Source organism: Bacteroidota bacterium, assembly GCA_016715425.1.
Taxonomy (GTDB): Bacteria; Bacteroidota; Bacteroidia; order Chitinophagales; family BACL12; genus JADKAC01.
Map to the genome: position 1 here is coordinate 113,033 of JADKAC010000005.1, position 25,182 is coordinate 138,214.

At 34.3% G+C, this 25,182-nt stretch carries 24 protein-coding genes; 12 read left to right on the forward strand and 12 right to left on the reverse strand.

Annotation, left to right across the window (positions count from 1 at the left end; genetic code table 11):
* Nucleotides 1-156: 156 nt before the first annotated feature.
* The gene (locus IPN31_06420) at nt 157-1,968 is read left to right on the forward strand and encodes a hypothetical protein (protein ID MBK8681528.1); all 1,812 of its coding nucleotides are present in this window, start codon (nt 157-159) and stop codon (nt 1,966-1,968) included.
* A gap of 132 nt (nt 1,969-2,100) precedes the next feature.
* Complete coding sequence (locus IPN31_06425; GenBank protein MBK8681529.1) at nt 2,101-3,921, forward strand: hypothetical protein; 1,821 nt, start codon at nt 2,101-2,103, stop codon at nt 3,919-3,921.
* A 21-nt stretch (nt 3,922-3,942) separates the two neighbouring features.
* On the opposite strand, the gene IPN31_06430 is transcribed toward IPN31_06425, so the two are convergent.
* The 3 genes from IPN31_06430 to IPN31_06440 form a co-directional block, all read right to left on the reverse strand.
* Nucleotides 3,943-7,383: a T9SS type A sorting domain-containing protein gene (locus IPN31_06430; protein MBK8681530.1), complete on the reverse strand. Its 3,441-nt coding sequence runs from the start codon at nt 7,381-7,383 to the stop codon at nt 3,943-3,945.
* Between the two features lie 104 nt (nt 7,384-7,487).
* Nucleotides 7,488-8,207 (reverse strand): 3'-5' exonuclease, encoded by a 720-nt coding sequence (locus IPN31_06435; protein ID MBK8681531.1) that lies wholly within the window; start codon nt 8,205-8,207, stop codon nt 7,488-7,490.
* 27 nt (nt 8,208-8,234) lie between these two features.
* Nucleotides 8,235-9,515, reverse strand: coding sequence for an NAD(P)/FAD-dependent oxidoreductase (locus IPN31_06440; GenBank protein MBK8681532.1), 1,281 nt, complete (start codon nt 9,513-9,515; stop codon nt 8,235-8,237).
* A gap of 93 nt (nt 9,516-9,608) precedes the next feature.
* Here IPN31_06440 and IPN31_06445 point away from each other — a divergent pair, with 93 nt between their 5' ends.
* Both IPN31_06445 and IPN31_06450 read left to right on the forward strand, forming a co-directional pair.
* The gene (locus IPN31_06445) at nt 9,609-10,814 is read left to right on the forward strand and encodes an aminotransferase class I/II-fold pyridoxal phosphate-dependent enzyme (GenBank protein ID MBK8681533.1); all 1,206 of its coding nucleotides are present in this window, start codon (nt 9,609-9,611) and stop codon (nt 10,812-10,814) included.
* Between the two features lie 30 nt (nt 10,815-10,844).
* Nucleotides 10,845-11,915, forward strand: a complete 1,071-nt coding sequence (locus IPN31_06450) for a 3-oxoacyl-ACP synthase III family protein (GenBank protein MBK8681534.1) — start codon at nt 10,845-10,847, stop codon at nt 11,913-11,915.
* Nucleotides 11,916-11,949: 34 nt separating this feature from the next.
* On the opposite strand, the gene IPN31_06455 is transcribed toward IPN31_06450, so the two are convergent.
* On the reverse strand, nt 11,950-12,240 hold the full coding sequence (locus tag IPN31_06455; protein ID MBK8681535.1) for a hypothetical protein: 291 nt from the start codon (nt 12,238-12,240) through the stop codon (nt 11,950-11,952).
* Between the two features lie 106 nt (nt 12,241-12,346).
* Between IPN31_06455 and IPN31_06460 the strand changes: the two genes are divergently transcribed.
* The 3 genes from IPN31_06460 (at nt 12,347) to IPN31_06470 (ending at nt 13,955) form a co-directional block, all read left to right on the forward strand.
* Nucleotides 12,347-12,712, forward strand: coding sequence for a CoA-binding protein (locus IPN31_06460; GenBank protein MBK8681536.1), 366 nt, complete (start codon nt 12,347-12,349; stop codon nt 12,710-12,712).
* An 11-nt stretch (nt 12,713-12,723) separates the two neighbouring features.
* Nucleotides 12,724-13,386, forward strand: coding sequence for a metal-dependent transcriptional regulator (locus tag IPN31_06465; protein MBK8681537.1), 663 nt, complete (start codon nt 12,724-12,726; stop codon nt 13,384-13,386).
* A 209-nt stretch (nt 13,387-13,595) separates the two neighbouring features.
* Nucleotides 13,596-13,955 carry a hypothetical protein gene (locus IPN31_06470; protein ID MBK8681538.1) on the forward strand — a complete coding sequence of 120 codons (360 nt, stop codon included), beginning with the start codon at nt 13,596-13,598 and terminating at the stop codon, nt 13,953-13,955.
* On the opposite strand, the gene IPN31_06475 is transcribed toward IPN31_06470, so the two are convergent.
* Genes IPN31_06475 through IPN31_06495 form a run of 5 tightly spaced genes read right to left on the reverse strand, consistent with a single transcriptional unit; the run spans nt 13,947 to nt 18,584 of the window.
* Nucleotides 13,947-14,792 (reverse strand): metal ABC transporter permease, encoded by an 846-nt coding sequence (locus tag IPN31_06475; protein MBK8681539.1) that lies wholly within the window; start codon nt 14,790-14,792, stop codon nt 13,947-13,949. The genes IPN31_06470 and IPN31_06475 overlap by 9 nt on opposite strands.
* Nucleotides 14,785-16,071, reverse strand: coding sequence for a metal ABC transporter permease (locus IPN31_06480; protein MBK8681540.1), 1,287 nt, complete (start codon nt 16,069-16,071; stop codon nt 14,785-14,787). The genes IPN31_06475 and IPN31_06480 overlap by 8 nt, the downstream gene beginning before the upstream one ends.
* Nucleotides 16,064-16,861, reverse strand: coding sequence for a transporter (locus IPN31_06485; protein MBK8681541.1), 798 nt, complete (start codon nt 16,859-16,861; stop codon nt 16,064-16,066). Before IPN31_06485 ends, IPN31_06480 begins: the two co-directional genes overlap by 8 nt.
* A 6-nt stretch (nt 16,862-16,867) precedes the next feature.
* Nucleotides 16,868-17,656 (reverse strand): metal ABC transporter ATP-binding protein, encoded by a 789-nt coding sequence (locus IPN31_06490; GenBank protein MBK8681542.1) that lies wholly within the window; start codon nt 17,654-17,656, stop codon nt 16,868-16,870.
* A 4-nt stretch (nt 17,657-17,660) separates the two neighbouring features.
* Nucleotides 17,661-18,584 (reverse strand): zinc ABC transporter substrate-binding protein, encoded by a 924-nt coding sequence (locus IPN31_06495; protein ID MBK8681543.1) that lies wholly within the window; start codon nt 18,582-18,584, stop codon nt 17,661-17,663.
* Nucleotides 18,585-18,676: 92 nt separating this feature from the next.
* On the opposite strand from IPN31_06495, the gene IPN31_06500 reads away from it, so the two are divergent.
* Both IPN31_06500 and smpB read left to right on the forward strand, forming a co-directional pair.
* Nucleotides 18,677-19,072, forward strand: coding sequence for a hypothetical protein (locus IPN31_06500; protein ID MBK8681544.1), 396 nt, complete (start codon nt 18,677-18,679; stop codon nt 19,070-19,072).
* Nucleotides 19,069-19,530 (forward strand): SsrA-binding protein SmpB, encoded by a 462-nt coding sequence (gene smpB / locus IPN31_06505; GenBank protein MBK8681545.1) that lies wholly within the window; start codon nt 19,069-19,071, stop codon nt 19,528-19,530. The genes IPN31_06500 and smpB overlap by 4 nt, the downstream gene beginning before the upstream one ends.
* Nucleotides 19,531-19,536: 6 nt before the next feature.
* Here the strand turns inward: smpB and IPN31_06510 are convergent, their stop codons facing one another.
* Together IPN31_06510 and IPN31_06515 are read right to left on the reverse strand one after the other, a co-directional pair.
* Entirely contained in the window at nt 19,537-20,151 is a 615-nt protein-coding gene (locus IPN31_06510) for a hypothetical protein (GenBank protein MBK8681546.1), read from the reverse strand.
* Nucleotides 20,152-20,404: 253 nt separating this feature from the next.
* Nucleotides 20,405-21,061, reverse strand: coding sequence for a protein-L-isoaspartate(D-aspartate) O-methyltransferase (locus tag IPN31_06515; protein ID MBK8681547.1), 657 nt, complete (start codon nt 21,059-21,061; stop codon nt 20,405-20,407).
* A gap of 133 nt (nt 21,062-21,194) precedes the next feature.
* Between IPN31_06515 and IPN31_06520 the strand changes: the two genes are divergently transcribed.
* The 3 genes from IPN31_06520 (at nt 21,195) to IPN31_06530 (ending at nt 24,573) form a co-directional block, all read left to right on the forward strand.
* The gene (locus tag IPN31_06520) at nt 21,195-22,061 is read left to right on the forward strand and encodes an alpha/beta hydrolase (GenBank protein ID MBK8681548.1); all 867 of its coding nucleotides are present in this window, start codon (nt 21,195-21,197) and stop codon (nt 22,059-22,061) included.
* Between the two features lie 79 nt (nt 22,062-22,140).
* Nucleotides 22,141-23,541: a phosphoglucomutase/phosphomannomutase family protein gene (locus tag IPN31_06525; protein ID MBK8681549.1), complete on the forward strand. Its 1,401-nt coding sequence runs from the start codon at nt 22,141-22,143 to the stop codon at nt 23,539-23,541.
* 21 nt (nt 23,542-23,562) lie between these two features.
* A complete protein-coding gene (locus IPN31_06530; GenBank protein ID MBK8681550.1) occupies nt 23,563-24,573 on the forward strand; it encodes a DUF2279 domain-containing protein in 1,011 nt (336 codons plus the stop codon).
* A gap of 237 nt (nt 24,574-24,810) precedes the next feature.
* Here the strand turns inward: IPN31_06530 and IPN31_06535 are convergent, their stop codons facing one another.
* Nucleotides 24,811-25,035 carry a DUF1456 family protein gene (locus IPN31_06535; protein ID MBK8681551.1) on the reverse strand — a complete coding sequence of 75 codons (225 nt, stop codon included), beginning with the start codon at nt 25,033-25,035 and terminating at the stop codon, nt 24,811-24,813.
* Nucleotides 25,036-25,182: the final 147 nt, after the last annotated feature.

The following is a 25,182-nucleotide window of genomic DNA, read 5'->3' on the forward strand; positions in this document are numbered from 1 at the left end:
GTTAAGAGTTGTTGCGAGAATTAATTATTATTTTTTAAGAACTTTCCTCATTATTAACTGATATTTTTGCGTATTACCTTTTTTACAAGAAGGCACCAGATAAAGGCATGTATCTGAATAATAAGTTTACTTTTAGCCCTCAAGAATTGTATGCAGATGAGCAAAAAAAGAGTTTGGATATTGAGCATTATCGGTGGTGTTGTGTTGGTGATTTTATTAACAGGTGTTTTACTGAATCGCAACCTCAATATACTATTGAATAAGGCACTGATTACCAGTTTCAATCAGAGTAGTCTTTCGGACATGTATGAATTAGAATTTGAAGGATTGCATAGTAATATTTTTAACAGGAGCATTACGGTAAACAAGGTGCGCTTTTTTCGCAAAGAAAATTTGCCTCCTGAATATTCTTACATCAATTCAAAAATTAATTTAACTACAGATAAAATTGAACTCAGTAATGTGAGGTTATTGCAACTTCTTACGAAAAAGCAATTATCCATACGCAAACTTGAAATCCGAAATCCGGAAATTATTATAGAAGTATTAGGTAGCAATACAATTTTTTTTCCAATTCAAATTTCTCCAAATAGTGAAAACACTCAAAATATTGTTACTACTAAAATCAATGAATATCACTTGGATATATTAGAACTTACGAATGCAAATATTCATGGCGTTAATAATTTTCTAAACAGGGAATATTTTATTCATAATCTTCAAATCAGTTTACATGACTTTAAGTTTGATGCTGCGGAAGGAAATAATACAATCTCAAATGCAAAGGTGGAGTTGCAGATAGATTCTTTAAATGGAAAAATGTTTGGTAATCAGATCAGGAATTTTAATGTTTCGGCATATCATATCAATCTCGACTCATTTACACTTAAAAACTATATTGATAGAAGCATTTATGATTTTAGTAATGTGGAAACTTCTTTTAGGAAATTATCTTTTCTTACAGCAGACAGTGCGTTGCAATGCAAATTGGATTCTATGCATTATAATTATTCCAAGGGATTATTATATCTCCGAAATATAGAATTAATTCCAAATGTTTCTGATGAGGAGATTCAGCGAAAACATAAGTATGAAACTTCAAGTGTCACAGGCTCAGTGTCTGAAATGGATGTATCCGGAATTCGCTTGAAGTCATTTATAAATTATAGTGAATTGAAAGCCGATAGCATTCGAGTGCAAGGTGTAGATTTAAAAATTTATAAGGATAAAACCAAGCCATTAAACACAACCCGGATTGCGGATTTATTTCCCCAGTTACTCATGAATGTGAAAATACCGGTTGACATAAAACGATTGGTTGCTAAGGATATAGATATTTTAAGCAAAGAGAAAATGCCGGATAGTAAAATTTTAGAGGTGCAAGTAAATGATATTGATGCGCAAGTTTATAATATCTCCAATCAATATCCGGATTCCTCTATTACGATTACAGGGAATGGCGTAATTGAGAATGTGGTTCCATTTGATGCTACACTAATTTATGATTATAACAAAACACATTTTACTTTTAATGTAAATACCTCTTCTTTTGATATTACAAAAATAAATCCGCTGATAAGTAAAATTGCACCCGTAACCCTTGATAGTGGAATAGTGGATAGATTATATATGCGTGGACATGGATATAAAAATTACGCTACAGGTACTTTAGGATTTGAGTATCACGGACTACAAATAAGTATGCTATTGGAGGATAAAAGCAATTGGTTTAATTCGGTGGCTTCACTTGCCGCAAATTCTTTTATCAAAGGAAATAATCCTGTGAATGAAAAAAAGCCTCCCTTTATCAGCACATTTAGTATCGAACGAAATATGTACAGACGTTCTATAAATATGATGATGCTTTCAATAGCAGCAGGAATCAAGGAGTCTTTGGTGTTTAACCGTTCAAGTAAGCAACAGTTTAAAAAGGTGAAGGAAGTTATTAAGGATATTACATCAGAATGAGCTGGATAATTTAGTTGTATTAATGGCTTGTTTAATTTTAAATACCTTTAGATTGGTGAAGGATTTAAAAAAACAATCGGGTGTTAACTACTTAGTAACAATTAACTTGAATTCCTATTCAAAAGCACGCAAATGAACAACAAAAAAATTTGGATAATAAGTATAGCCAGTGGAGTATTACTTATTATTTGTATTGCAATAATTTTACTCTTGCATAATTTTAATACTGTAATAAGTCAGGCACTCCGGTTGAGTTATGATAACAGTAGCTTGTCTGAAGTTTATGATTTGCAGTTTGAAGATTTAAGTGTAAATGTCTTTAGTGGAAATATTACCGTACACGATGTGAAATTTTCCCGCAAAGAAGAATTGCCCGAACAATACGCTTACATTAATTCAACGATTATTCTCACCACCGAAAAAATTGAATTACAAAATGTGGAAATATTTCATTTGTTGCGGAATAAAGAATTGGATTTAGAAAGCATTGAAATACGCAATCCGGATATATCATTAAATGTAACCGGTAGCAACTTTATTATTTTTCCAATAAATGCAGCAAAACAAGAAGAAAAGAAAACAGATAAGGAGGCAAAGAAAAAATTGCAAGCATATAAATTAGTGAAGTTAGAATTAACCAATGCAAATTTACATGGGATTAATACTTTTTATGATCGTGAATTTTTTGTACATAATCTACAGATAATTTTAGATGATTTTCAACTGAAATCTGAGGAAGGAAAAAACACGATTACAAATGCTGCAGTTGCATTAAGTATTGATTCCTTAGAAGGTAGAATGCACACCGGACCCATGCGGGATTTCTCTCTACATAATTATAAAATAAACTTAGATTCGTTTGCGCTTACAAATTATATAGACACAAGTACTTTCGCATTTAATGATCTACAAATGTCTTTTAATAATTTATTTTTTCTTACCTCAGATAGTACTGCGCAATTCAAAATGGATTCGCTTTCGTATGGGTATTCGCAAGAGATTCTATCCATTCGTAACATACAATATATTCCGAATGTAGCGGAGGACGTTATTCAACAAAAATATCAATATCAAACTGCCGACTTGTTTGGTACTGTAGCATCGGTGGATATATTGGGAATACAAACAAATTCATTACTTAATAGTAATTCGATAATTGCAGAAAGCATCACTGTGAGTGGAGTCAATCTGAATATTTATAAGGATAAAACGAAACCTATTGATAATACCAAGTTTCCTGTATTTCCTACACAGAATTTATTAAAATTGAAAATGCCAATTGATATAAAACATGTTATTGCAAAAGATATTAATATAACCAGTAAAGAAAAATTGCCGGAGAATAAATCATTGGAAGTAAAAGTTTCTAAAATGGAGGCTAACGTTTCTAATATTTCAAATAGAGATACAGAATTACCACTCACAATTTCCGGCAGTGGAGTTATTGAAAACACAATTCCATTTCAGGTAATGATTCAATTTGATTATGATAAACCGCATTTCACTTTTGATATAAGCACTTCATCATTTGAAATTAATCGTATGAATACTTTAGTAAGTCAGATTGCACCTGTTACATTAGATAGCGGCATAGTGGATAGAGTGCGTATGCAGGGCAATGGTTATGAAGGATATGCTACAGGTAAAATGGGTTTTGAATACCACGGGCTTAAGATTAATATTTTAATGGAAGACAAGGATAATTGGATTAATTCAGTTATCTCACTTGCTGCAAATACCTATTTGAAAGGAAGCAATCCGGCAAATGAAAATGATCCACCTTTTGTAAGTAAATTTCGAATTGAACGCAACATGAATAAAGGCTCTATAAATATGTTGATGCTTTCAATGGCTGCCGGTTTAAAAGAGTCCTTAATTATGTCGAGAGAAAGTAAGAAGGACTACAAAAAAGTAAAATCAGAAAATAAAAAGAAGAAAAAAAAGGAAAAATAGAATTTCACATTAGCAGATTCATTACAGCACCACAATTTTACCAAAGCGCATAAAACTATCACCCGCAATTTTAAATGTATAAATACCGCTGCTGAATGTAATATCTATTAAAATTTTTTCACCTGTATGTATTTGTTGTTTCTTTACCATCTTTCCATCCATATTAAAAATCTCCACATCAAAATTTTCTAAACCACTTCCAGAAAGTGTAATATAATTTCCTGCAATTACAGGATTAGGAAAGAAATTTACATTTATGTTTTCCGGTGTTTGAATAGACACTGCTGTTCCATTTAAATTCACATTATCTATATAAAGTAATTGCCCCCAACCGCCAATATTTCGAAATGCGATAATTGCATTCGACTCACCAATAAAGTCATTTAATAGAATTGTATCTGTTCTCCATTCATCGTCTTCAGGAATAAAATATCCACCTGAATATGTTGGTGCGGTTGCTAAATCAAAACCACCTTTATAATACACTTGCGTAAAGGTTTCTCCGCAATCCGTTGTAATTAAAACTGCAAGAGAATCAATGTAGCCACTCGCATACGGAGTGTAAGCAATATCGAAAGTGAGTATGGGATCTGTTATATCTTCCAGATTTATAAATGCACGTAAATCACTATATCCACCTTCCAGATTTACATCGTAATTATTTGCTAATGCACTATTGCTGCTTGTACTATATCCACCTGCAAAATCTGTTTTGTTCCAAATGGAAGCACCGCTATTTACTCCGCTTGTTGTCCAATAATCCGGAGGAAATGTAGCTTCAAAATCCTCCGCAATATTTGTTCTGTCCACTTCCTGAATTTCAATTGTAATTGTATTGCTGCTGCTGTTTCCATTTATATCTGTAACTGTAAGCGTTGCATTATGCATTCCAATACTATTAAAAACAATTTTCGGATTTCGAATATCAGATGTTGCCGGTGTTGCATCTTCAAATGTCCAGCTCCAGGTTGCACCCTCATGATTTAAAAAAGAATAATCTTCAAAATAAAAAGTATCTGTTGCACAGAATGTATTAAATTTATTTACTGTTGCCTGTGCAATCGGATAAGCAGGATCTTCATACAATGCACTTTCCCAAATACCTTTTCCATACGTTGCAATACGAATTTTTCCATCACGATAAAATGGTTTTAAGATATTGCTGTTGGTATAAAAAGGTAATCCATTATTAAATTCATTCCAACCTAAAGAATGATTGTAATAATAAATGCTGTAGTTAGTTGCATAATATAATCCGCCATCAGTTCCCGCAACATAACTTATACTTCTGCAATCTTCACTGTTTAAAATGCTGTTGGTAATATTGGACCATGATGTTCCACTGTTATCAGAATAAAATATTTTACTGCCATCATAAGCACCCGGATAAGCTAAATAAATCTGCTCTGGATTTTCAGGATTAATAGCAATTAAAATTCTGTCTTTTGATCCGCCGGCAACTGAAGGAATTGTAATTTCTGAAAATGAAATTCCGCCATCTGTTGTTTTCCAAAGCTTACCACTTCCACTTGCAGCAGGTGCTTGCGTCACATACATTATATCGGGATTATTACGGGCTATTTCAATATATCTTACTGATGCATTTGCATTTGTTCCGAAAGTATATAATGCATTAAAAGAGGAACCACCATCTTCTGACTTCCATAATTTATGTTCCTTTCCTGTAAAACAAATATTATAGCATGAAGGATAAAATTCTAATTCACTGCTTGCTGCTGTCCAATAACTTTCGTTGGGTTCAATTCCAAAACTGCCATATAAAATTGGTTCGCCAATTGATTCGGGAATAATTGCAGAACCAATTTGTGTTGAATAAATTTTTCTATTGTTTCCCGGATTCACATAACCCGATGCAGGTTCGCCGCCACCGAGTTGTAAATAATTACCTGCTTCGTACGGAGAATAAAAAGCAATTACTCCATTGTGATATAATCCACCAACAGTAACATCTTCATTCCATCCTTGTCCGAAACCCCAATATTCTGCACCGTGAATTCCTGCAGACTTTCTCAAATTTTCACTGAAAAAAAAATCATTACTATAATTTACACCACCATCACTTGTTATCCAATATCCATTTTCATTTGCACGAAAATCCTGCATATCGGGATGCATATCTAAAGTGGAACTGATGTATCCGCCCAGTGGAGTAAATGTATTTCCACCATCATCACTCTTCCATAAATTTAAACCACCAATTAAAATGTTATCTGCATCATCATTACTCGCCATAATTGCGCAATTATAAAATCCCTGATGATAATCCCAACCAACCCAACCGATAGCGAGATTTTGATGAGTTGCATTATAAGGGCCACCATCCGGACCGTTGGGCAATGTCCATGTTTCGCCGCCATCATCACTGCGATAAATTCCGATATAACCATAATCGCCGGATTTTGCATCACCAATTAAATACACATAAATACGATTGGGATCTGCGGGTGTAACAGCTATTCTGGAACCGCCAGCATAACGTGAAGGATCAGTACTACTATACCATCCATTATCTTTTAAAATAAAAGTTTCTCCCATATCGGTTGACACAAAAAATTCACTGCGTTTTTCTGTTGCATTATTTTTTAATAAATACACGGTGTTATCATCATCTGATTTTAATTTAATATCCCATGCCTTTGCAGAAAATAAATGCGTCCAGGTATCACCTGCATCTGTACTGCGATACACACCATTTTCACCGACGATAATTACAATATTTGTATTTGATGGATTTACTAAAATTTCATGTGGCCATAAACCTGTTGCATATAACATTGAATTCCATGTTACACCTCCATTCGTTGTTTTAAATAAACTATATCCATTTGCTGCATATACAATATCTGCATTCGTAGGATCAATTTCAATTGCTTCCACACCACTGAAATAATAATCGTGAGTAACACTTTCCCATGTTGCTCCGGCATCTGTTGATTTATAAATTTCTCCCGGTTCTGTTCCGCAATACAAAATATTTGGATTACTCGTACTTTGATCAATACTATACACATTAGTTTGATCATTAGAAAAATCTCCTTCCTGATTATACACTTGATAAGGACCCACATTTGTCCAATCACCTGAAGAAGATCTTGTTCCACTTAAATGTTTATTACGCATTATTTCATCTTGTGCAATTAATGTTTCTGCATCGGGTAAAATATAAGTGCCATCGGTTTGAATATACGGTTCAACAAATCTTCTCCAACGTTTATAATATTGCGTATGATAATTTTTTTCGAAAAGATGATTTTTATAATACTTTGTATATGCATCCTCCACAGTAAATACATTCGGATTATCGGCATACATCAATTGCGCCCAATGTGGTGCCTCCGCTATTTCTGTTGGAGCAGGTGGAGCTAAATAAATAAATTGTGCTTGTGAAAAAGAAATTGATAATACAAAAATGCAGAGAGTAATTAAGTAGCGATATAACATAACTGTTTTTTATTGGAGTAAAGTTATCGGACTTATGGCGAAGAGTATAATTTATAAATTCATAAGTTGTTCTTGGAAATTACTTTAATTAAATAAAATTATTTCTATTCCGAAAAAGTAATATGTTCTTCTGCTATCAATGGCAATCCTTTTAAACGCATAATAAGTTGCGCAACTGCAATTACATCTTTATTACAATACACTGCAATGTTATCTAATCCATCTTCTTCCCAATATGATTTGCCAACCATACTGCCATCCATATTATCTTTTGGTGTAGGAATATCTAAAATATTTGCAAGCAGATTTAAAGAAGTGTAATGTTTAAAATCACCAAACTTCCAAAGATCTAATGTATCAACATGATTTACTTCCCAGGGTTTTTTTCCATATAAATCAATTGCATGGGGAAGGGGCAATCCATTAATCAGCATACGACGACATAACCAAGGCACATCAAACTCACGGATATTATGTCCGCATAACTGAAAATTATTTTTAGAAACATTAATAAGTGTGTGAGAAAATTCCTGCAACAATTCTTTCTCGTTATGATTTTTATATGTTTTCAATTTCAGATGATATGCATTGTTTTTTTTCTGCATATAACCACAAACAATAACAACCACTTTTCCAAACTCAGCAAAAATTCCTGCACGATTAAAATAATATTTCTCGGGTGATTCATCTTCCGGTCTGTTACGACCATTTTTATCTTCCCACAATTTTTGTAATGCAGGATTTAAATTATTAAAGTCTTTTTCTGCCGGTACAGTTTCTATATCAAACACAAGCAGATTTTCAGGGAGTAAGTCGTTCAGCATTTTTATTTTGAAGATACAACATTCTATTTATTCAGGTCGCTTATACGGACGAATTATTAAACGCAATGCACGGTCGTAAGTAAAATAATTCCACATCCAACTCATGAATACCATAAACCGATTTCGAAAACCAACCAAGGTCATTAAGTGTACAAACATCCAGACATACCAAGCTAAATATCCACCAAAAGAAACATAAGGAAGATCCACCACAGCTCTGTGTCTGCCTATGGTTGCCATGCTTCCTTTGTCGTGATATCGAAAAGGTAATAATTCTTTTTTGTGATGCATGCGCATAAAATTTTTACCGAGATTTTTTGCTTGTTGAACAGCACCTTGTGCAACACCGGGATGTCCTTTCGGATATTTAGGATCGGCAGTCATTAATGCAATATCTCCAATAGCAAAAATATTGTCATAACCTTCAATACGATTAAATGCATCCACTTTATATCTGTTGCCACGCACAATTAATTCTTTTGGAATTCCATTCAGTACAACACCTTTTACACCTGCAGTCCATATCACATTTTCTGATTCAATTTTTTGTCCATCACCCAATGTAATTACCACTCCATCATAATCCGTAACTGTTGTATTCAACAATACCTCAACACCTAATTGCTCCACATATTTTTTTGCAAGTCTGCTGGATTTTTCACTCATTGGTGGAAGCAATCGATCACCTGCCTCAATCAATTTTACATGCATGCGATCTTTTTTTATTTCCGTATAATCTTTTGGTAACACATACTTTTTTATTTCTGCCAATGCACCCGCAAGTTCAACACCGGTAGGTCCACCGCCAACAATTACAAATTTTAAAAACCTATCCTGTGATTCAATCGCCTCTGTAATTAATGCTGTTTCAAATTCCTGTAAAATATCACTGCGTAAATTCAGAGAATCCGGAATGCTTTTAAGAGGCAAACCATATTTTTCCAGATTTACATTTCCAAAATAATTTGTTGTAGATCCCGTCGCAATTATTAAATAATCATAATTAAAATCACCGATGTTAGTATGTACAATTTTATTTACCGGCGATACTTCTGTTACTTCTGCCATGCGAAATGCAATATTGGGATAAGGACCAATTTTTCTGCGGAAGGGAAATGCAATTGCATCCGCACTGATACCTGCCGAAGCAATTTGATATAACAAGGGTTGAAATGTGTGATAATTATGTTTATCCAGAAGTAGTACACGATAAGGTTTATCATTTAAACGTTTCACCAATTGCAAACCACCAAAGCCACCACCAATTATAATAATAGTAGGTAGTGACAAGTCATCAAAGAAATACATTTGATTATGAGTTTATTAGTATATAGAATGATTTTAATCAATGTCAGAAGTTAACAAGCTATTAACTGCTATTTTTATGCAAAACTATTTGATTTGAAACAGAATAAGTGGAGTAAAGGTTTTGCCTCGTTGTGTGTGGAGCATATTAATTTGGAAAAGAAAATTTTGCCACATGCAGAAGCTATCTATGCCACATCTGCTTTTACATTCGAGTCGCCGCAGCATGCAATGGAATTATTCAACGATAGAGATAAAGGATATATCTATTCTCGTTGGAGCAATCCCACAGTGGAAATGGCGGAACAAAAACTTGCATTGTTAGAAACATACAAAACTGATATTTCAGCAAGAGCGCAATTATTCAGCAGTGGTATGGCGGCAATTTCAGCAGTGATTCTTTCGGTTGTAAAAGAAGGTGAAAAAATGCTTACTCAACATCAATTATATGGAACAACCGATGAATTAATGCAATCGCTATTACCTGAATTTGGAATTGAAACAATAAATGCTGACTTACATAATTTAAAAGCAGTAGAATCTTTATTACAATCCGACAAAAAAATAAAATTGATTTATATCGAATCACCATCAAATCCATTGATGGAAGTTTTTGATATATCTGCATTATGCAATATGGCATTAACGTATAAAGTGAAAGTTGCAGTGGATAATACTTTTTCTACAAGTTATTTACAACAACCATTAAAATTGGGTGCTGATTTTTCTGTGTATTCCACCACAAAATTTTTAAACGGACATGGCAATAGTTTAGGTGGAGCTGTAATTGGAAAAGACAAAAAATTTATAAAAGAAAAAGTATGGCGCTATGTGAAATTACTCGGCTCCAACAGTAATGCATTTGATGCATGGTTATTATTGCAGGGATTAAAAACCTTATCCTTGCGTATGGATCGTCATTGTGTAAATGCAAAACTGGTAGCAGAATTTTTACAACAACATCGAGCCATTGCACATATTAATTACACCGGATTTAAAACACATCCACAATACAACATCATTAAAAAACAAATGCGCTTGCCGGGTTCTATGTTGAGTTTTGAATTAAAAGGCGGATTGTCAGCAGGAAAAAAATTGATGAAGAAAGTAAAAGTGTGTAAATTAGTTACCAGTCTCGGCACTACGGATACATTGATACAGCATCCCGCATCCATGACGCATGTAAATGTATCTGTAGAAAGAAGGATTGCGATGGGATTAACCGATGGATTTGTGCGCATGAGCGTGGGTATAGAAGATGCAGAAGATATAATTAATGATTTGAAGTATGCATTGGAATAACAATAAATTAAATAAAAAATAATTGGATATATGCATTCAGTAATTACAGGAACAGGTTGTTATATTCCTGAAATAATAAAAACAAATAAACAGTTTGCAAATCATGATTTTTATGATTTGAATAACAAACGCATTGAAACACCTGCACAGGAAATTGCAGAAAAATTCCAGCAAATAACGGGTATAGAAGAGCGGCGATATGCGTCATCAGATATGAATACCAGTGATATGGCTACCATAGCAGCTCGTCGGGCAATTGAGGCTTCGGGTATTGATCCTGAAACATTAGATCAGATAATTTTCGCTCATAATTTTGGTGATGTAACCAAGCATACTATTCAAACGGATGTGTTACCACCACTTGCCTCCCGACTTAAAAATACATTGGCTATAAAAAATCCTGCGTGTATTCCTTATGATATTTTATTTGGTTGTCCGGGATGGTTGCAGGGATTAATTCAGGGGCATGCGTTTATTCAATCCGGCCAGGCAAAAAAATGTTTGGTTATAGGTGCTGAAATGTTATCTCGAGTATTAGATATTTATGATCGTGACAGTATGATTTTTTCCGATGGCGCCGGGGCATGTATTCTTGAAGCTATTCCTGCAGAAAAAACACAAAGTGGAATTCTCGGTATTTCCGCAATGGCTCATTGTGGTGAGGAAATGAATTATCTGCGTTTTAATAAATCTAATTTTCCTGAATCGGATCCACGTATTCGATATATAAAAATGAAAGGTCGTAAAGTATATGAGTATGCCATAACCTATGTGCCGCAGGCGATGAAACAATGTCTTGAAAATAGCGGTGTAAATATTACAGATGTAAAAAAAGTATTTATGCATCAGGCAAATGAAAAGATGGACGAAGGCATAATAAAAGGGTTGTACAAATTATATGGTATAACTGATTTGCCGGAACATATAATGCCGATGAGTATTCATAAGTTAGGCAATAGCTCGGTAGCAACTATCCCTACTTTATTAGATAGAGTTTTAAAAGGGGAAATGCCTGAACATGTTTTAAATAATGGCGATATTATTTTACTTGCATCAGTTGGTGCAGGTATGAATATAAATGCAGTTTGTTATCGCATTTAATCGGTTATCGCATTGTAAATTTCCTAAAAAAAGCTTAAGGAATTATCACACCATGAATGCACTTTATGGGTAAATACACTGCACCTTTCAGCAAAACAAAATCATCGGTTGTAGCCCAAATAGTTGTGTCTACCTGAAAAATTCCATTTCCGCTTTCAAAGATGATAATCACTTTTGTATGATAGGTATTTCCCAATACCATACTTTGAATAAGTAATTGTTTACGGTATTCAATTTCATCCCGTGATTGCAATACTTCCCTATTGGAAAAATCCAGTAATGGTATAGCTTCTTTTGCAATTGTGTTTATGTTTTCTATATTCATTGTTATGTTTTACAAATGTATTTTTTGAACAGTACCTGCTTTTGAATTGTTCTGCAAATTAATAGCTTATTTAATACAAATCAATAGATGTTACAATTTTAGGAAAATGGAAAATAAAAAAACAGTAGTTCTGGGTGCTTCACCTAAGCCTGAGCGTTATGCTTACAAAGCAATAAAACAGTTGGGTCAACATGGTCATGATATAGTGGCAATAGGAAATCGAGCAGCAATGGTGGATACAGTTGCTATTCAAACCAACTTGCCTGACGAGAAAAATGTAGATACCGTTACGCTATATTTAAATCCGGTGCGGCAAAAAGAATATTATGATTATATCCTGAGCTTAAAGCCAAAGCGGATTATTTTTAATCCGGGAACAGAGAATGATGAATTGGAAGAATTAGCGAAAAAAAACGGAATTGAAACTGTTGAAGCATGTACCTTAGTTTTGCTTTCAATAAACCAATATTGAAAAAGCAAACCATTATATCACAAACGGAAGAAAACTATTTGAAAGCCATTTTTAAATTAAGTGAGATATCAGATAAAAATATTAATACCAACGCTATTTCTGAAAAAATGGGAATTGCTGCCGCATCGGTTACGGATATGTTGAAAAAGTTGGCGCAAAAAAAATTAATTAATTACGAAAAATATTATGGTGTTACATTAACTGCAAGCGGAAAAAAAGAAGCACTTCGTTTAATTCGCAGCCATCGCTTATGGGAAACATTTTTGGTTGATCGTTTAAAATTTAATTGGGATGAAGTGCATGATATGGCTGAGGAATTAGAGCATATAAAAAATGATACGCTCACTGAAAAATTAGAGAGCTATCTGGGTTTTCCCAAATTTGATCCGCATGGTGATCCTATTCCTGATGTGCATGGCAATATTGCATATCATGAGGAAGTAACTCTGGATAAAATGCAGGTGGGGGATACAGGAATTATTGTTGGAGTAATTGATCACTCATCAGACTTTTTAAAATACTTGAATAAAATACAATTGGTGCTTCAGGCAAAAATGTTGATTTTAGATGATGAAGAATATGATAAGTCAAAGCATATACGCATTAATAATAAATCCGATATAGTTATCTCTCAGAAAGTAGCAGGAAATCTTATTGTAAGAAAGATTAATTGAAGCTCAACTCAAATAGAAAATCTTTGGTATAAAGCTATTACCAATAAAAATATTTTTTTAATTATTTTTTTTTCTGCCCCTTGCTGTTTTTTCGCAGTCCATGTTTATGCATATCTATGAAATCGAGAAAAGTGAATTCAGATTTTTAGAAGCCCTACCGGATAATAATGTTCTTGCTGGATTAATTTAAGTTTCAATTACAAGATGGATTGTCCGAAGGCACACTATTAAGCAATAAAGCATTAATTTATTTCGATTATAATCCTGCCGTAATTACAGCACCGGTATTTACATCTCTGCAAATATTTGTTCCGCAACTCATAAATACTATTCAACCAAATCAATTACATATTTATCTGAATCCTACATCTGATGCATTATTCATTGAATTAAAAGAAACCTCATCAATTTTAATTTTTGATATGCAAGTGAATAATGTAAAAACACTTCCTGATTTTTCACCATGTCAGCAACTAATTAATGTGAATGATTTAAATGCGGGAACTTACATTATTCAATCTGTAAATAATGATATGATAAGCAGTGTAGTTTTTATTATTTTAGGATAATGCTATTGCAGTTTTAGTACGGATTGTTGTGAATAGGAAAACTATAAAAAATAATATTCCCAATACAGTTACCATTGCGCCGGAAATTGATGCATTTAATAGTGCTGCTAAATAATATCCGGTGATTGATGCAATAATTCCGATACATGCTGAAAGCCAAAGCATAGTTTTTAGTTTATGTGTCAATAAATAAGCAGTTGCACCAGGAACAATTAAAAATGCAACTACTAAAATTGCTCCTACACTTTCGAAAGACATAACTGTAGTAAGTGAAACTGCACCCATCAGCATATAATGCCATAAGCCAACAGAGATACCAATTGTTGCAGCATATTCCGGATCGAATGTAGTGAGATATAAACCTTTATATCCAATGAAAATAAATGCAAGAATTAAAATAAAAATTGCTCCTAACATCCACACTGCGATAGGAACACCATTCCATGTTTCGAAATTGATAAACGCAATTTCGCCGTATAACACACATTCCTGATCAAGATCAACTTTGTCTGCAAAATATGTGATAAGAATAACTCCGATTGCAAACAACCATGTGAAACTAATGCCGATAGAAGCGTCTTCCTGCAACTTAGCCCGTTTATGAAATGCCTCAATCATCACCGTACATAAAATACCAAAAGCAGAAGCACCAATTAACATCAACACCGGATTTCGTGAACCTGAAAACAAATACGCCAATGCAATACCCGGAAGTACCGCATGCGAAATAGCATCACCTACCATTGCCATTTTTCGCAATATCAAAAAGCAACCAAGTAAACCACTGGTAACCGCTACTAAACTGCCCGTAACTATTATCCATAATGCATCATGCATAAGGTATCTCTTTATCGTGAGGATCTTTTTCAGGGAATCCTAAAATTTCTATTAATCGTTTTTCCATTTCTGGTGTAATGATATGTTCCACTGCTTCTGCATCATCATGTACATGATCGCTTGCAATATTAAGTTGCTGGGTTAAATACATTTCCCATAAGCGATGTAATCTTACAATACGTTTTGCTTCTGTTAATCCAAATGCAGTCATTCGATAACCTTCCTGCATTTCGACAATAAGATTTTTATGTAATAAATTTTTTATGCCGTTGCGTATATCGGCAGTGGCCATTTGTCTTTTTTGTTGTATTGCAGAAGCTGTAACTGCAGTTTCTTTTTGTTCGGATTCCTGAATATGATACATTACTTTCAATACGTTTTCATACACCACTTTTCTACTATGTTTTTTGCGCAAAAATATTTTAGGAATGGCACCTTTATGTGGTGCAAATAAAATTGATAATAAAGCGAATAATGAAACTACGGTTACTATCCAAGGGCCTGTTGGCATTTTATTATTGACGAAAGAAACGTATGCTCCTGCAATACCGCCAATCACTGCAAACAACATACTGAGAGCAAGCATTTTTTTTAAATCATCTGTCCAATAACGAGCTGCGGCAGCGGGTGTAATTAACATGGCTGCCATTAATACTACACCTACGGATTGAATTCCACTTGCAACAGCTAATACCGTGAGTGTAGTGAGAGTAATTTCTAAAAACACTACTGGTAATCCTGATGTTTTTGCAAAGTCAGGATCGAAAGAAAGTAAAGTAAATTCTTTGAAAAAAATAAACAACACTGCAAGAATTATTATACTTACAATTGCCATAGTTTCAATATCCGATGGAGACATTGCCGCTGCCTTTCCCAGCAGAAAGTTATTTAATCCGCTTTGTGATGCATCACCTGTTTGTTGAATAAAAGTGAGTAACATAATACCGATTCCAAAAAATACACTTAGTGTCAATGCAATTGCAGTATCGCTTTTTAATTTGGTGCTGCGTGTTATCCAATCAATAAATGCAAGAGAAATCCATCCGGTAACAAATGCACCTCCTAATAATATCCAAAGATCCTTACTATTAAAAATTAAAAATGCAAGACATATTCCGGGTAATACAGAATGTGCTACGGCATCTCCGGTGAGTGATCGTTTACGCAAAAATGCAAACGTGCCGATAGCTGCAGTACCAATTCCCATCAGTATCATTCCGATTACAACAAAACGAACATTCGGTTCTGAAAATGAAAAGAATTTTATAAAGTTATCCATCTGATTTTTTTAAAGAAATAAGATAGGAGAAACCAATTCCAAATGAATAGTACGCATTGATATTTGTTAATTCATAACCAAAGGATAAGTCAGCTTGTAACATAGGAGTGAAACCATAAGTGAAACCTGCATCTAAAAACAAATTATCGGAAACGTTTGCATCTAATTTATTTGCAGGGAAATTGCCATAGGCTTCTACAAAGCAACCTGCTTTTTCATTAATTGCAAATCCTGAACTTAATGAATACACATATTGCGGAGATGTTATGCTGCTAATTATTGCACCGAAATTCCAACCAACGCTCCACCATTCTGTAAAAATATGATTGGCTGCCATCCTATATTCATAAATAGCTACTTCGGGTTGCATATTTTCTGTTGCAAGTAATCCGGGATATGCGGTTGCCAAAATTGCTATTTGTGGAATTGCTCCATCTCCAGTAAAAAGTTTTGATTTAATACCTAATCCCATTGGTGGTAATCCCGTTATTGATTCTCCTGCAATAGTGGAAACTGTAGGATTAAATTCTAATCTCAATTCCACCAAATCATTTATACCATAGCGCACTAATGTAGAAGCAATTTGAAGTACATTATAATCCACATCGAATGTTGGATCAAAAGTATTTTTTATTGTACCCCAACTATAGGAAAGGCCATGTTCAAATTGCAAATGATTTTGCGGAACAATGTATGGACTTTCTGTAATGTCCGGTCTATCAGTTATAAGTTCCTGACTATATACTTGTATTATAAAAAAACAGGTGATAATTAATGTAAATATTTTCATAACAAATTATTTTTTTTCTCTCACGGGAATTTGAAGCTCACCAATTATATCTTGTACTTTGGTAAGCATATTTAATTTGCCTCCATAAGTTTTTTGTAAATATTCCGGTATAAATATTTTTTCTTTTGGTCCATTTGCAATCAATTGCGTATTCAAAAGAAGTATCCAATCGAAATAAGTAAATGCACTCTGCAAATCGTGATGCACAACAAGAATAGTTTTATTTTCTGAACGCATAGCGAGCAATAATTCAAAAATTGTTTTTTCTGTGGTAGCATCTATTCCTGCAAATGGTTCATCCATAAAATATAAATCCGCTTCCTGTGCTAAAGCTCTTGCAATAAAAACCCGTTGTTGTTGCCCACCACTTAATTGTGAAATTTGCCGTTTGCTGTAATCCTGCATACCCACTTTTAAAAGACATTCCATTGCAAATTTTTTATCTGCTTTGGTTGTCCGTTTCAGCACACCTCTTATTCCATATCTACCCATCAACACGACATCAAGAACGCTTGCCGGAAAATGCCAATCCACAGTTCCTCTTTGTGGGACATATGCAATACGATTGCGTACTGTATTTAAATCTTCACCAAAAATTTTTACATATCCACTATCATTTGCAATTAATCCCATGATTGCTTTTATCAAAGTAGATTTTCCTGCGCCATTAGGACCTATAATACCTGCAAGCACCCCTACCGGTATTTCAAAATCTATATCCCATAAAGCCGGTTTGCGGAAATAGGAAACCGTAAGGTCATGTACTTCTATTGCGGGTTGATTTTTTTCTTGCATAATATTATTTTAAGGCCTCAAGCATTGTTTGAATATTATGGCGCACCATACCTATATAAGTACCTTCCGGCGTTCCTTCATACCCCATTGCATCGCTGTATAATGTACCTCCAAGTTGAATATCGTATTTTTTTTGTCTGCACCCTTCCTGCACCGATCGTATTGATTTTTCAGATACACTACTTTCTACAAATACTGCTTTCACTTTTTCTGCTATAATAGTGTTCACCATATCTGTTATATCTTTTAATCCAAATTCCGCTGCGGTAGAAATTCCCTGTAATCCAATTACACGAACATCATACGCTCTTCCGAAATAAGAAAATGCATCATGAGATGTAATTAAAATTCTGTTTTCAATTGGAATTGTTTGCATAGTGGAAATTACTTCTGCATGTAATTGTCGCAGATTTTCTAAATACTTTTCTCCATTTAATTTATAGCTGTCTGCATGTATCGGATCTATTTTTATTAATTGTTGCATTGCAAAGGCTGTCGCTTGTTCCCATAAACTGACATCAAACCAAATATGCGGATCATAAGTAATTTTATCACCTTCTTGATTTATTGTTATTAATTTGTTTTTATCTATACCATCACTTACTGCAACCACAGGTTTTTCCTTTCCAAGACTTTCAAATATCTCCGTCATTTTGCCTTCTAAATGCAACCCATTGTAAAATACAATATCGGCATTGCGCAGCTTTCCGATATCTCCCTGAGAAGCTTTATATAAATGCGGATCAACGCCCGGACCCATCAGTGCTTCTACTTGTGCATATTCACCCGCAATGTTTTTTAATATATCTGCAATCATTCCTGTTGTGGCTACTATTCGTAACTGTGTTGATTCTGATTCCGAATTTGATTTACAGGAAGCATAAAATATACATCCAAGAATTGTTATTAGTAATAAATTAAAACGCATGCACAAATCTAGCTAATATTTTAGCAATCGAAAAAATATATTTAGATATACCTAAAAATAATCCACTTAGCTGAATATTATCTTTACGCATCATGAAACAAATTTTTCAAATCGGAGATCGTAGATTTTACGAAAGAACTGTGAGGTCAGAGGATAAGGCGCATTTTGAAGATGGCGGAACAGTGCATGAAGTATATGCTACATTTAATCTGGCAAGAGATGCGGAATGGAGCACCCGATTATTTGTTTTGGAAATGAAAGATGCGGATGAAGAAGGGATTGGTACTTTTATCGAAATAAAGCATTCATCTCCGACGCTGATTGGAAGTAAGGTATTATTTATTGCAACAATAGAAGAGATAAATGGCCATGAAATAATTTGCAGCTTTAAAGCACATGTGGGGGAGCGGTTGATTGCAAGCGGAAGAACCGGACAGAAGATTTTAAAAAAGGAAAAACTAAACAGATTACTTAATTCAATCGGATGAAATATAAAGAGGTAAGCATTAGAAATAAGAGGGCGACGTTTGAATTTGAAATTATTGATTCTTATTCTGCCGGTATTGTATTGCATGGCAGCGAAATAAAATCTATCCGTGAGGGAAAGGCAAGTATCAGCGAGGCATATTGCATTTTTAAAAATGAAGAACTCTGGGTGAAAAGTATGCATATCAATGAGTATAACATGGCTACGCATTATCAGCATGAACCATTGCGACTGCGCAAATTATTATTAAGTAGAAAGGAATTGGCAAAGCTGGGTGCAAAAGTGAAGGAGAGAGGTTTTACAATTGTGCCGCTAAGGTTATTTGTGAATGAAAGAGGTTTTGCCAAATTAGAAATTGCATTAGCAAGAGGTAAAAAAGTACATGACAAACGCAACACTATAAAAGCCCGGGATGAAAAAAGGGATCTTGATAGATCCCTTCGTGATTATAAGAAATAAATAAATTTAATTTTTACTGTCAGGAAGAATTACTTCAAATTCAATATTCAGATTCACTGTTGTATTGGTCGAAGTAGTAACACCTGTTACAGGATCAATTTGTTGGTAGTTATCGGTATAATCCAGCAGCAATGCCAAATCATTCCATGCAAGACGAGGAATGTCGTAAGCAGGATAGGGCTGGAAAGTGCCTGTAAGATCTAAGTTGATAGTAGTTTTATTCTTCACATCATTTGCCCAAAACCAATAGCTGGTTTTAGTACTTGTAATAACTACGGTATTCGGATTAGCAGGGTCAGTAAAAGTTTCTTTGGAAGTTACAGTACCCTTATCAGAAACATTCATTTCAAAAGCGTAACCATAACTTACAGTAGCACCATTGGTAGTTATAAAAATATTTGTTCCATCATAGTTGTAACTGATGTTGGTAGTGAGGCCTCCAATTGTATTTACAACAGTTCCTGTCATTTTAGAAAGTTGCCAGTTCTGCGCTATACGGGCATCACGAGTATGTAATGACATCCATGGATCTTCTTCTCCACGTCCAAAACAGCCGGATAAAACAAAAGAAACTCCAACAATCATAATAGTTAGAAGGCGGGCACTAGTATTAATTTTCATACTTGATTTTTAATTATGGGTGCAAATTTAGTGTTTACAAACCTTATGAGTTAAAAATCTGTCAAGAAGTTGCAGAAAAAGAAAAAAAGTGAATGGTGTGTAGTGAATGATGAATGGTGAATAGAAAAATCAATAATGAGTAATCTGTAATGAATTTTTATTTTTAAAACGTTCTGAATTATTTTCACATTTGCTAATCGGCTAAAGATCACATCGGCTAATCATTTCATTCGCACATTCTCACATTTTCACATTAAAAAACCTTCCCCGGTAGCATAGGTACAAAGCGAAAATTATCTCCGACTTCTTTTTTAAAATCATTGTCTGCAGTTTTTGTAATCTTCAGCATCATCTGATCTTCTTCTTTTCCTAAAGGCAACACCATAATGCCACCCACTTTTAATTGTAGTAATAATGCATTTGGAATTTCAGGTGCGGCTGCTGTAATTATTATTCTATCGAAGGGTGCAAATGTGGGAAGACCTGCATAGCCATCGCCAAAAAACATTTTAATGTTGGAATAACCCATTGACTCCAATAGTTTTTTTGATTTTAAATGCAGTGATTTAAAACGTTCTATAGTAAATACTTTTACACCCAACTCTGCTAATACACAAGCCTGATATCCGCTGCCGGTCCCAATTTCCAAAACCTTCATCATTGGCGTTGTTTCCAACCATTCGCTCATGTAAGCAACTGTATATGGCTGACTGATAGTTTGACCTTCACCGATTTGAAATGCTTTGTCTTCATAGGCATGATCAATAAATGCTTTATCGAAAAATGTATGACGTGGAACCCGATTAATTGCCTGCAAAACCTTTTCATCCACAATGCCTTTTTTGCGGAGCAGTTCCACCAACTTAAGTCTTAATCCTTGTTGCTTATGTGTATCTGTTGCGTTTATCATAACTCAATGCGGGTAAATTTACATTACCATGCCCATTGCCAACATCATTAATTCCGTTCAAAACTTTATTTTTACGACACCTGTCCCGAAAACATGAATTGAATAATTATTTTATCACATTAGAAATCAAATTATGAATTACAGAGTTTTAGTTTTTACACTTATCAATGTATGTCTGTTACAAACATTACAGGCACAGAATTCTATCGGCCTGATGACGGAAAAAGAATATGCGGTTACACCTGCCGATTACGGTTTGAACTTTGAAGAAATCAAAATTGAAACACCCGATAAAAATGCAGATAACACACCACTTACTTTATTCGGCTGGCATTTAATTCCCGCAGAAAAATTATCAAAGAAAGCAGTGATTATTGCAAGCAATGGGCAGGGTAATATGGCAAACTCTTTAGAATATGCAGGTTTATTTTTGGGTATGGGTTATCATGTGTTTATGTTTGATTATCGTGGTTATGGACAAAGCGATGATTTTAATGTGAATCCTAAATTTTACATCTATGCGCAATTTGGAACTGATTTAAATGCAGTGGTGGATCACGTGAAAAAATATTTTGCTACACTTACAATTACAGTTTACGGACAAGGTATCGGTGCCGGTTTAGCACTTGGTGTTTCTGCCAATAATGTGAAGGTAAATAATGTAATTGCAGACGGACCTTATACTACTTTAGAAACAATAGAAAAACGTTACAAAGAATTTACCGGTGGAAAAATTATGATGCCGCTTGCATTCGATAAAGCATTGATTGAACCTTTGAATGCGCTTGCAGTGAAAGGTGATCAATTGCGTGGAATTATGCTGATCGTTGGTGCAAAAGGAGATTATGTTACGCCCGCAGATATTACAAGTATTGCAGATTTAAAAAAGAAAGTAACTACAGTGTATGTTGTACCAAATGTGAACAATGATGAAAATTTCAGCAGTAATAAAGATCAGTATTTTAAAGAAGTGAAAGCCTTCTTGGATAAATTAAATTAAAGCTATATAATACAAGAAATTTCCGGCAAGAACAGCCGGATTTTTTTTTATTAAAATTGCAAGAGCTATAAAACAAAATATGACACAGATAAAATTTGGTACTGATGGATGGAGAGCAATCATTGCAAAAGAATTTACGATTGCAAATGTGGCAAGAGTGAGTAAAGCAACTGCAGATTGGGTGTTGCAATCGGGTAAAAATCATTCTGTTGTTGTTGGTCATGATTGTCGTTTTGGTGGTGAAATGTTTGCGGATGTTACTGCAAGAGTATTGTGTGAAAACGGAATAAAAGTATTTATCGCAAAAGATTTTGTTGCAACACCGATGGTGAGTTTGGGTGCAAATAAATTAGGTGCATTTGCCGGTGTGGTTATTACTGCAAGTCATAATCCACCTTCATACAATGGCTTTAAATTAAAAAGTGGATATGGCGGACCAACAATTCCTGAAGAGATTTCTAAGGTAGAAAATATGATTCCGGATGTATATGATGTGCCTGAAAAATCCTTAGAAGAATTCGAAAAAGATGGTTTGTTGCAATGGGTAGATTTGGAGCAAATGTATTTTGAACATGTACAACAGGAGTTTGATTTAAATCTGATTAATAACTCCGGAATTAAACTCGCTTATGATGCAATGTATGGTGCAGGTCAGCGAATTGCTCAACGCATTTTTACAAACTTAATTCCATTGCACTGCGATGAAAATCCGGGATTTAAAGGTCAAGCACCGGAACCTATTGAAAGAAATTTATCTGAATTAAAAGTTTTAATTAAATCAGATAAATCTATACATGCAGGTTTGGCAAATGATGGTGATGCAGATCGTATTGGAATGTATGATGGTGATGGAAATTTTGTGGACTCACATCATATTATTTTATTGCTGATTCATTATTTGCATAAGTATAAAAATTACACTGGCAAAGTTGTAATTGCATTCAGTGTTAGTGATAAAGTGAAAAAATTATGTGCGCATTATGGATTGGATGTGGAAGTAACTAAAATCGGATTTAAATATATCTGTAGTAAAATGATTACCGATGATGTGTTGTTAGGTGGCGAAGAAAGTGGTGGCATTGCAGTGAAAGGAAATGTGCCTGAACGAGATGGCATATGGTGTGGATTATTACTGATGGAGTTTATGGCGAAAACAGGAAAATCATTGCATGAATTAATTCAGGAAGTATATGCAATTACCGGTTCATTTAATTACGATCGTTATGATTTACATATTACTGATACATTGAAAAATCAAATCATCGCTAATTGTAGAAACAATACATACAATGCATTTGGAAAATATAAAGTAGAAAGAATAGAATCTATTGATGGCTATAAATTTCATTTCTCAGATAAAGAATGGATGATGATTCGTGCATCAGGTACGGAACCCTTGTTGCGAGTATATGCAGAAGCTCCTGATGCTAAAGGAGTGATTGACATCCTTGATACAGTAAAATCCATCTTGCTTGCATGATTAAATTTTTGACAGAAACAAATGCATAACAGAATACTCACACCGCATAAGTATGTACTTCTGATTTCGCTTTGTATGATATTCTATACTTCATATGCGCAAGTAGATTCTTCCAAATTTTTAAATCCATTTCTTACACCTGCTACAGAATATAATTCGAAACGTTTTGGTTTAGTATTGGGAACGGAAGCTGTATTATATACCGGAGCTACTATTGCACTTTATCATTATTGGTATAAAAATTATCCGCAATCTGCATTTCATTTTTTTAATGATGATGGCGAGTGGTTACAGCAGGATAAAATGGGACATATGTACACTGCTTATTTTGAAACCAATCTTACCACAGCCATGTATCGCTGGACTGGAATGAAAAAAGAAAATGCGTATTGGGCAGGTTTTGCAACGGCTTCTTTATTTCAATTAACCATAGAAGTATTTGATGGCTTTTCTGCGGAGTGGGGATTTAGTTGGGGTGATTTTGCAGCCAATACTTTTGGTGCAGGATTAGCAACAGGTCAAAATTTTTTATGGGATGAACAACGCATCCGATTAAAATTTTCGCAACACTTTGTTGACTATTCTTCTTACCCACTAGAAGTACAAGATCGTGCAGCATTTTTATATGGCAGCAGCGGTCCTGAAAAAGTGATAAAAGATTATAATGGATTAACTACTTGGCTTTCTGTAAATCCATCTATGTTTATGAAAGAGGATAATCATTTTCCGAAATGGCTGATGTTTTCTGCCGGCTATGGAGCCGATGGAATATTTGGTGGCTATGAAAATATATGGTGTAGCAATACAGATATTAAATATGAAAATTGCCCGGATGATTTATTAATTGATTACAGTTCTATTCCCCGCACACGTCAATATTATTTATCGTTTGATGTAGATCTCACCGCATTTAAAGGCAAATCGCCATTCTGGAATATGGTGTTGGAAATTGCGAGCATTTTAAAATTCCCTGCACCTGCAATTGAATTTAATCAGGGTGGAAATACGAAATGGTATTGGTTGTATTTTTAAAAAAAAAGGTATCGAGTAGTGGGTATCGGGTATTGAGAATAAAAAAAACTCATAACTCATCACTCCTCACTGATTTTTTAATTTACCATTGCATTTGCCTGTTGCAAATTGCCTATTGCTAATTGCCTATTGCTAATTATTTTTTTCACTACTCACTACACCACTACTCACTACTCACTACTCACCACTCACTACTCACTACCCACCACTCACTACTCACCACTCACTACTCACCACTCACTTTTTTTCCCCTCGTAAATGAATAATTAATCCATTTAAGAAATTACGCAGAACTTGATCTCCGGCTTCTACATAACCGGGATGATCCGGATTGCGAAATAAATCGCCCAATGCACCTTTGGAAATTTTAAAATCAACGAGCGAAAGAATATGAATTATATCCTCATTGCGGAGTGCTAATGCCACTCTTAATTTTTTCAGAATATCATTATTGGATAACATTTTCGAAATTTAGTTTATTGAAGAATATTTGTATGGTATTCTTTTATTGTATAAAATTAAATTTTATCCAGTATATTTTTAATTCCGCAATCCAAAACAATCTTAGAGTCGTAAGTAATGGTTTTAAATCTAAATCAAACGATATGA

Coding starts and splice junctions, on each gene's coding strand:
- IPN31_06420 (MBK8681528.1), top strand. CDS start 157: ATGAGCAAAAAAAGAGTTTGGATATTGAGCATTATCGGTGGTGTTGTG.
- IPN31_06425 (MBK8681529.1), top strand. CDS start 2,101: ATGAACAACAAAAAAATTTGGATAATAAGTATAGCCAGTGGAGTATTA.
- IPN31_06430 (MBK8681530.1), bottom strand. CDS start 7,383: ATGTTATATCGCTACTTAATTACTCTCTGCATTTTTGTATTATCAATT.
- IPN31_06435 (MBK8681531.1), bottom strand. CDS start 8,207: ATGCTGAACGACTTACTCCCTGAAAATCTGCTTGTGTTTGATATAGAA.
- IPN31_06440 (MBK8681532.1), bottom strand. CDS start 9,515: ATGTATTTCTTTGATGACTTGTCACTACCTACTATTATTATAATTGGT.
- IPN31_06450 (MBK8681534.1), top strand. CDS start 10,845: ATGCATTCAGTAATTACAGGAACAGGTTGTTATATTCCTGAAATAATA.
- IPN31_06455 (MBK8681535.1), bottom strand. CDS start 12,240: ATGAATATAGAAAACATAAACACAATTGCAAAAGAAGCTATACCATTA.
- IPN31_06460 (MBK8681536.1), top strand. CDS start 12,347: ATGGAAAATAAAAAAACAGTAGTTCTGGGTGCTTCACCTAAGCCTGAG.
- IPN31_06475 (MBK8681539.1), bottom strand. CDS start 14,792: ATGCATGATGCATTATGGATAATAGTTACGGGCAGTTTAGTAGCGGTT.
- IPN31_06480 (MBK8681540.1), bottom strand. CDS start 16,071: ATGGATAACTTTATAAAATTCTTTTCATTTTCAGAACCGAATGTTCGT.
- IPN31_06485 (MBK8681541.1), bottom strand. CDS start 16,861: ATGAAAATATTTACATTAATTATCACCTGTTTTTTTATAATACAAGTA.
- IPN31_06490 (MBK8681542.1), bottom strand. CDS start 17,656: ATGCAAGAAAAAAATCAACCCGCAATAGAAGTACATGACCTTACGGTT.
- IPN31_06495 (MBK8681543.1), bottom strand. CDS start 18,584: ATGCGTTTTAATTTATTACTAATAACAATTCTTGGATGTATATTTTAT.
- IPN31_06500 (MBK8681544.1), top strand. CDS start 18,677: ATGAAACAAATTTTTCAAATCGGAGATCGTAGATTTTACGAAAGAACT.
- smpB (MBK8681545.1), top strand. CDS start 19,069: ATGAAATATAAAGAGGTAAGCATTAGAAATAAGAGGGCGACGTTTGAA.
- IPN31_06510 (MBK8681546.1), bottom strand. CDS start 20,151: ATGAAAATTAATACTAGTGCCCGCCTTCTAACTATTATGATTGTTGGA.
- IPN31_06515 (MBK8681547.1), bottom strand. CDS start 21,061: ATGATAAACGCAACAGATACACATAAGCAACAAGGATTAAGACTTAAG.
- IPN31_06520 (MBK8681548.1), top strand. CDS start 21,195: ATGAATTACAGAGTTTTAGTTTTTACACTTATCAATGTATGTCTGTTA.
- IPN31_06525 (MBK8681549.1), top strand. CDS start 22,141: ATGACACAGATAAAATTTGGTACTGATGGATGGAGAGCAATCATTGCA.
- IPN31_06530 (MBK8681550.1), top strand. CDS start 23,563: ATGCATAACAGAATACTCACACCGCATAAGTATGTACTTCTGATTTCG.
- IPN31_06535 (MBK8681551.1), bottom strand. CDS start 25,035: ATGTTATCCAATAATGATATTCTGAAAAAATTAAGAGTGGCATTAGCA.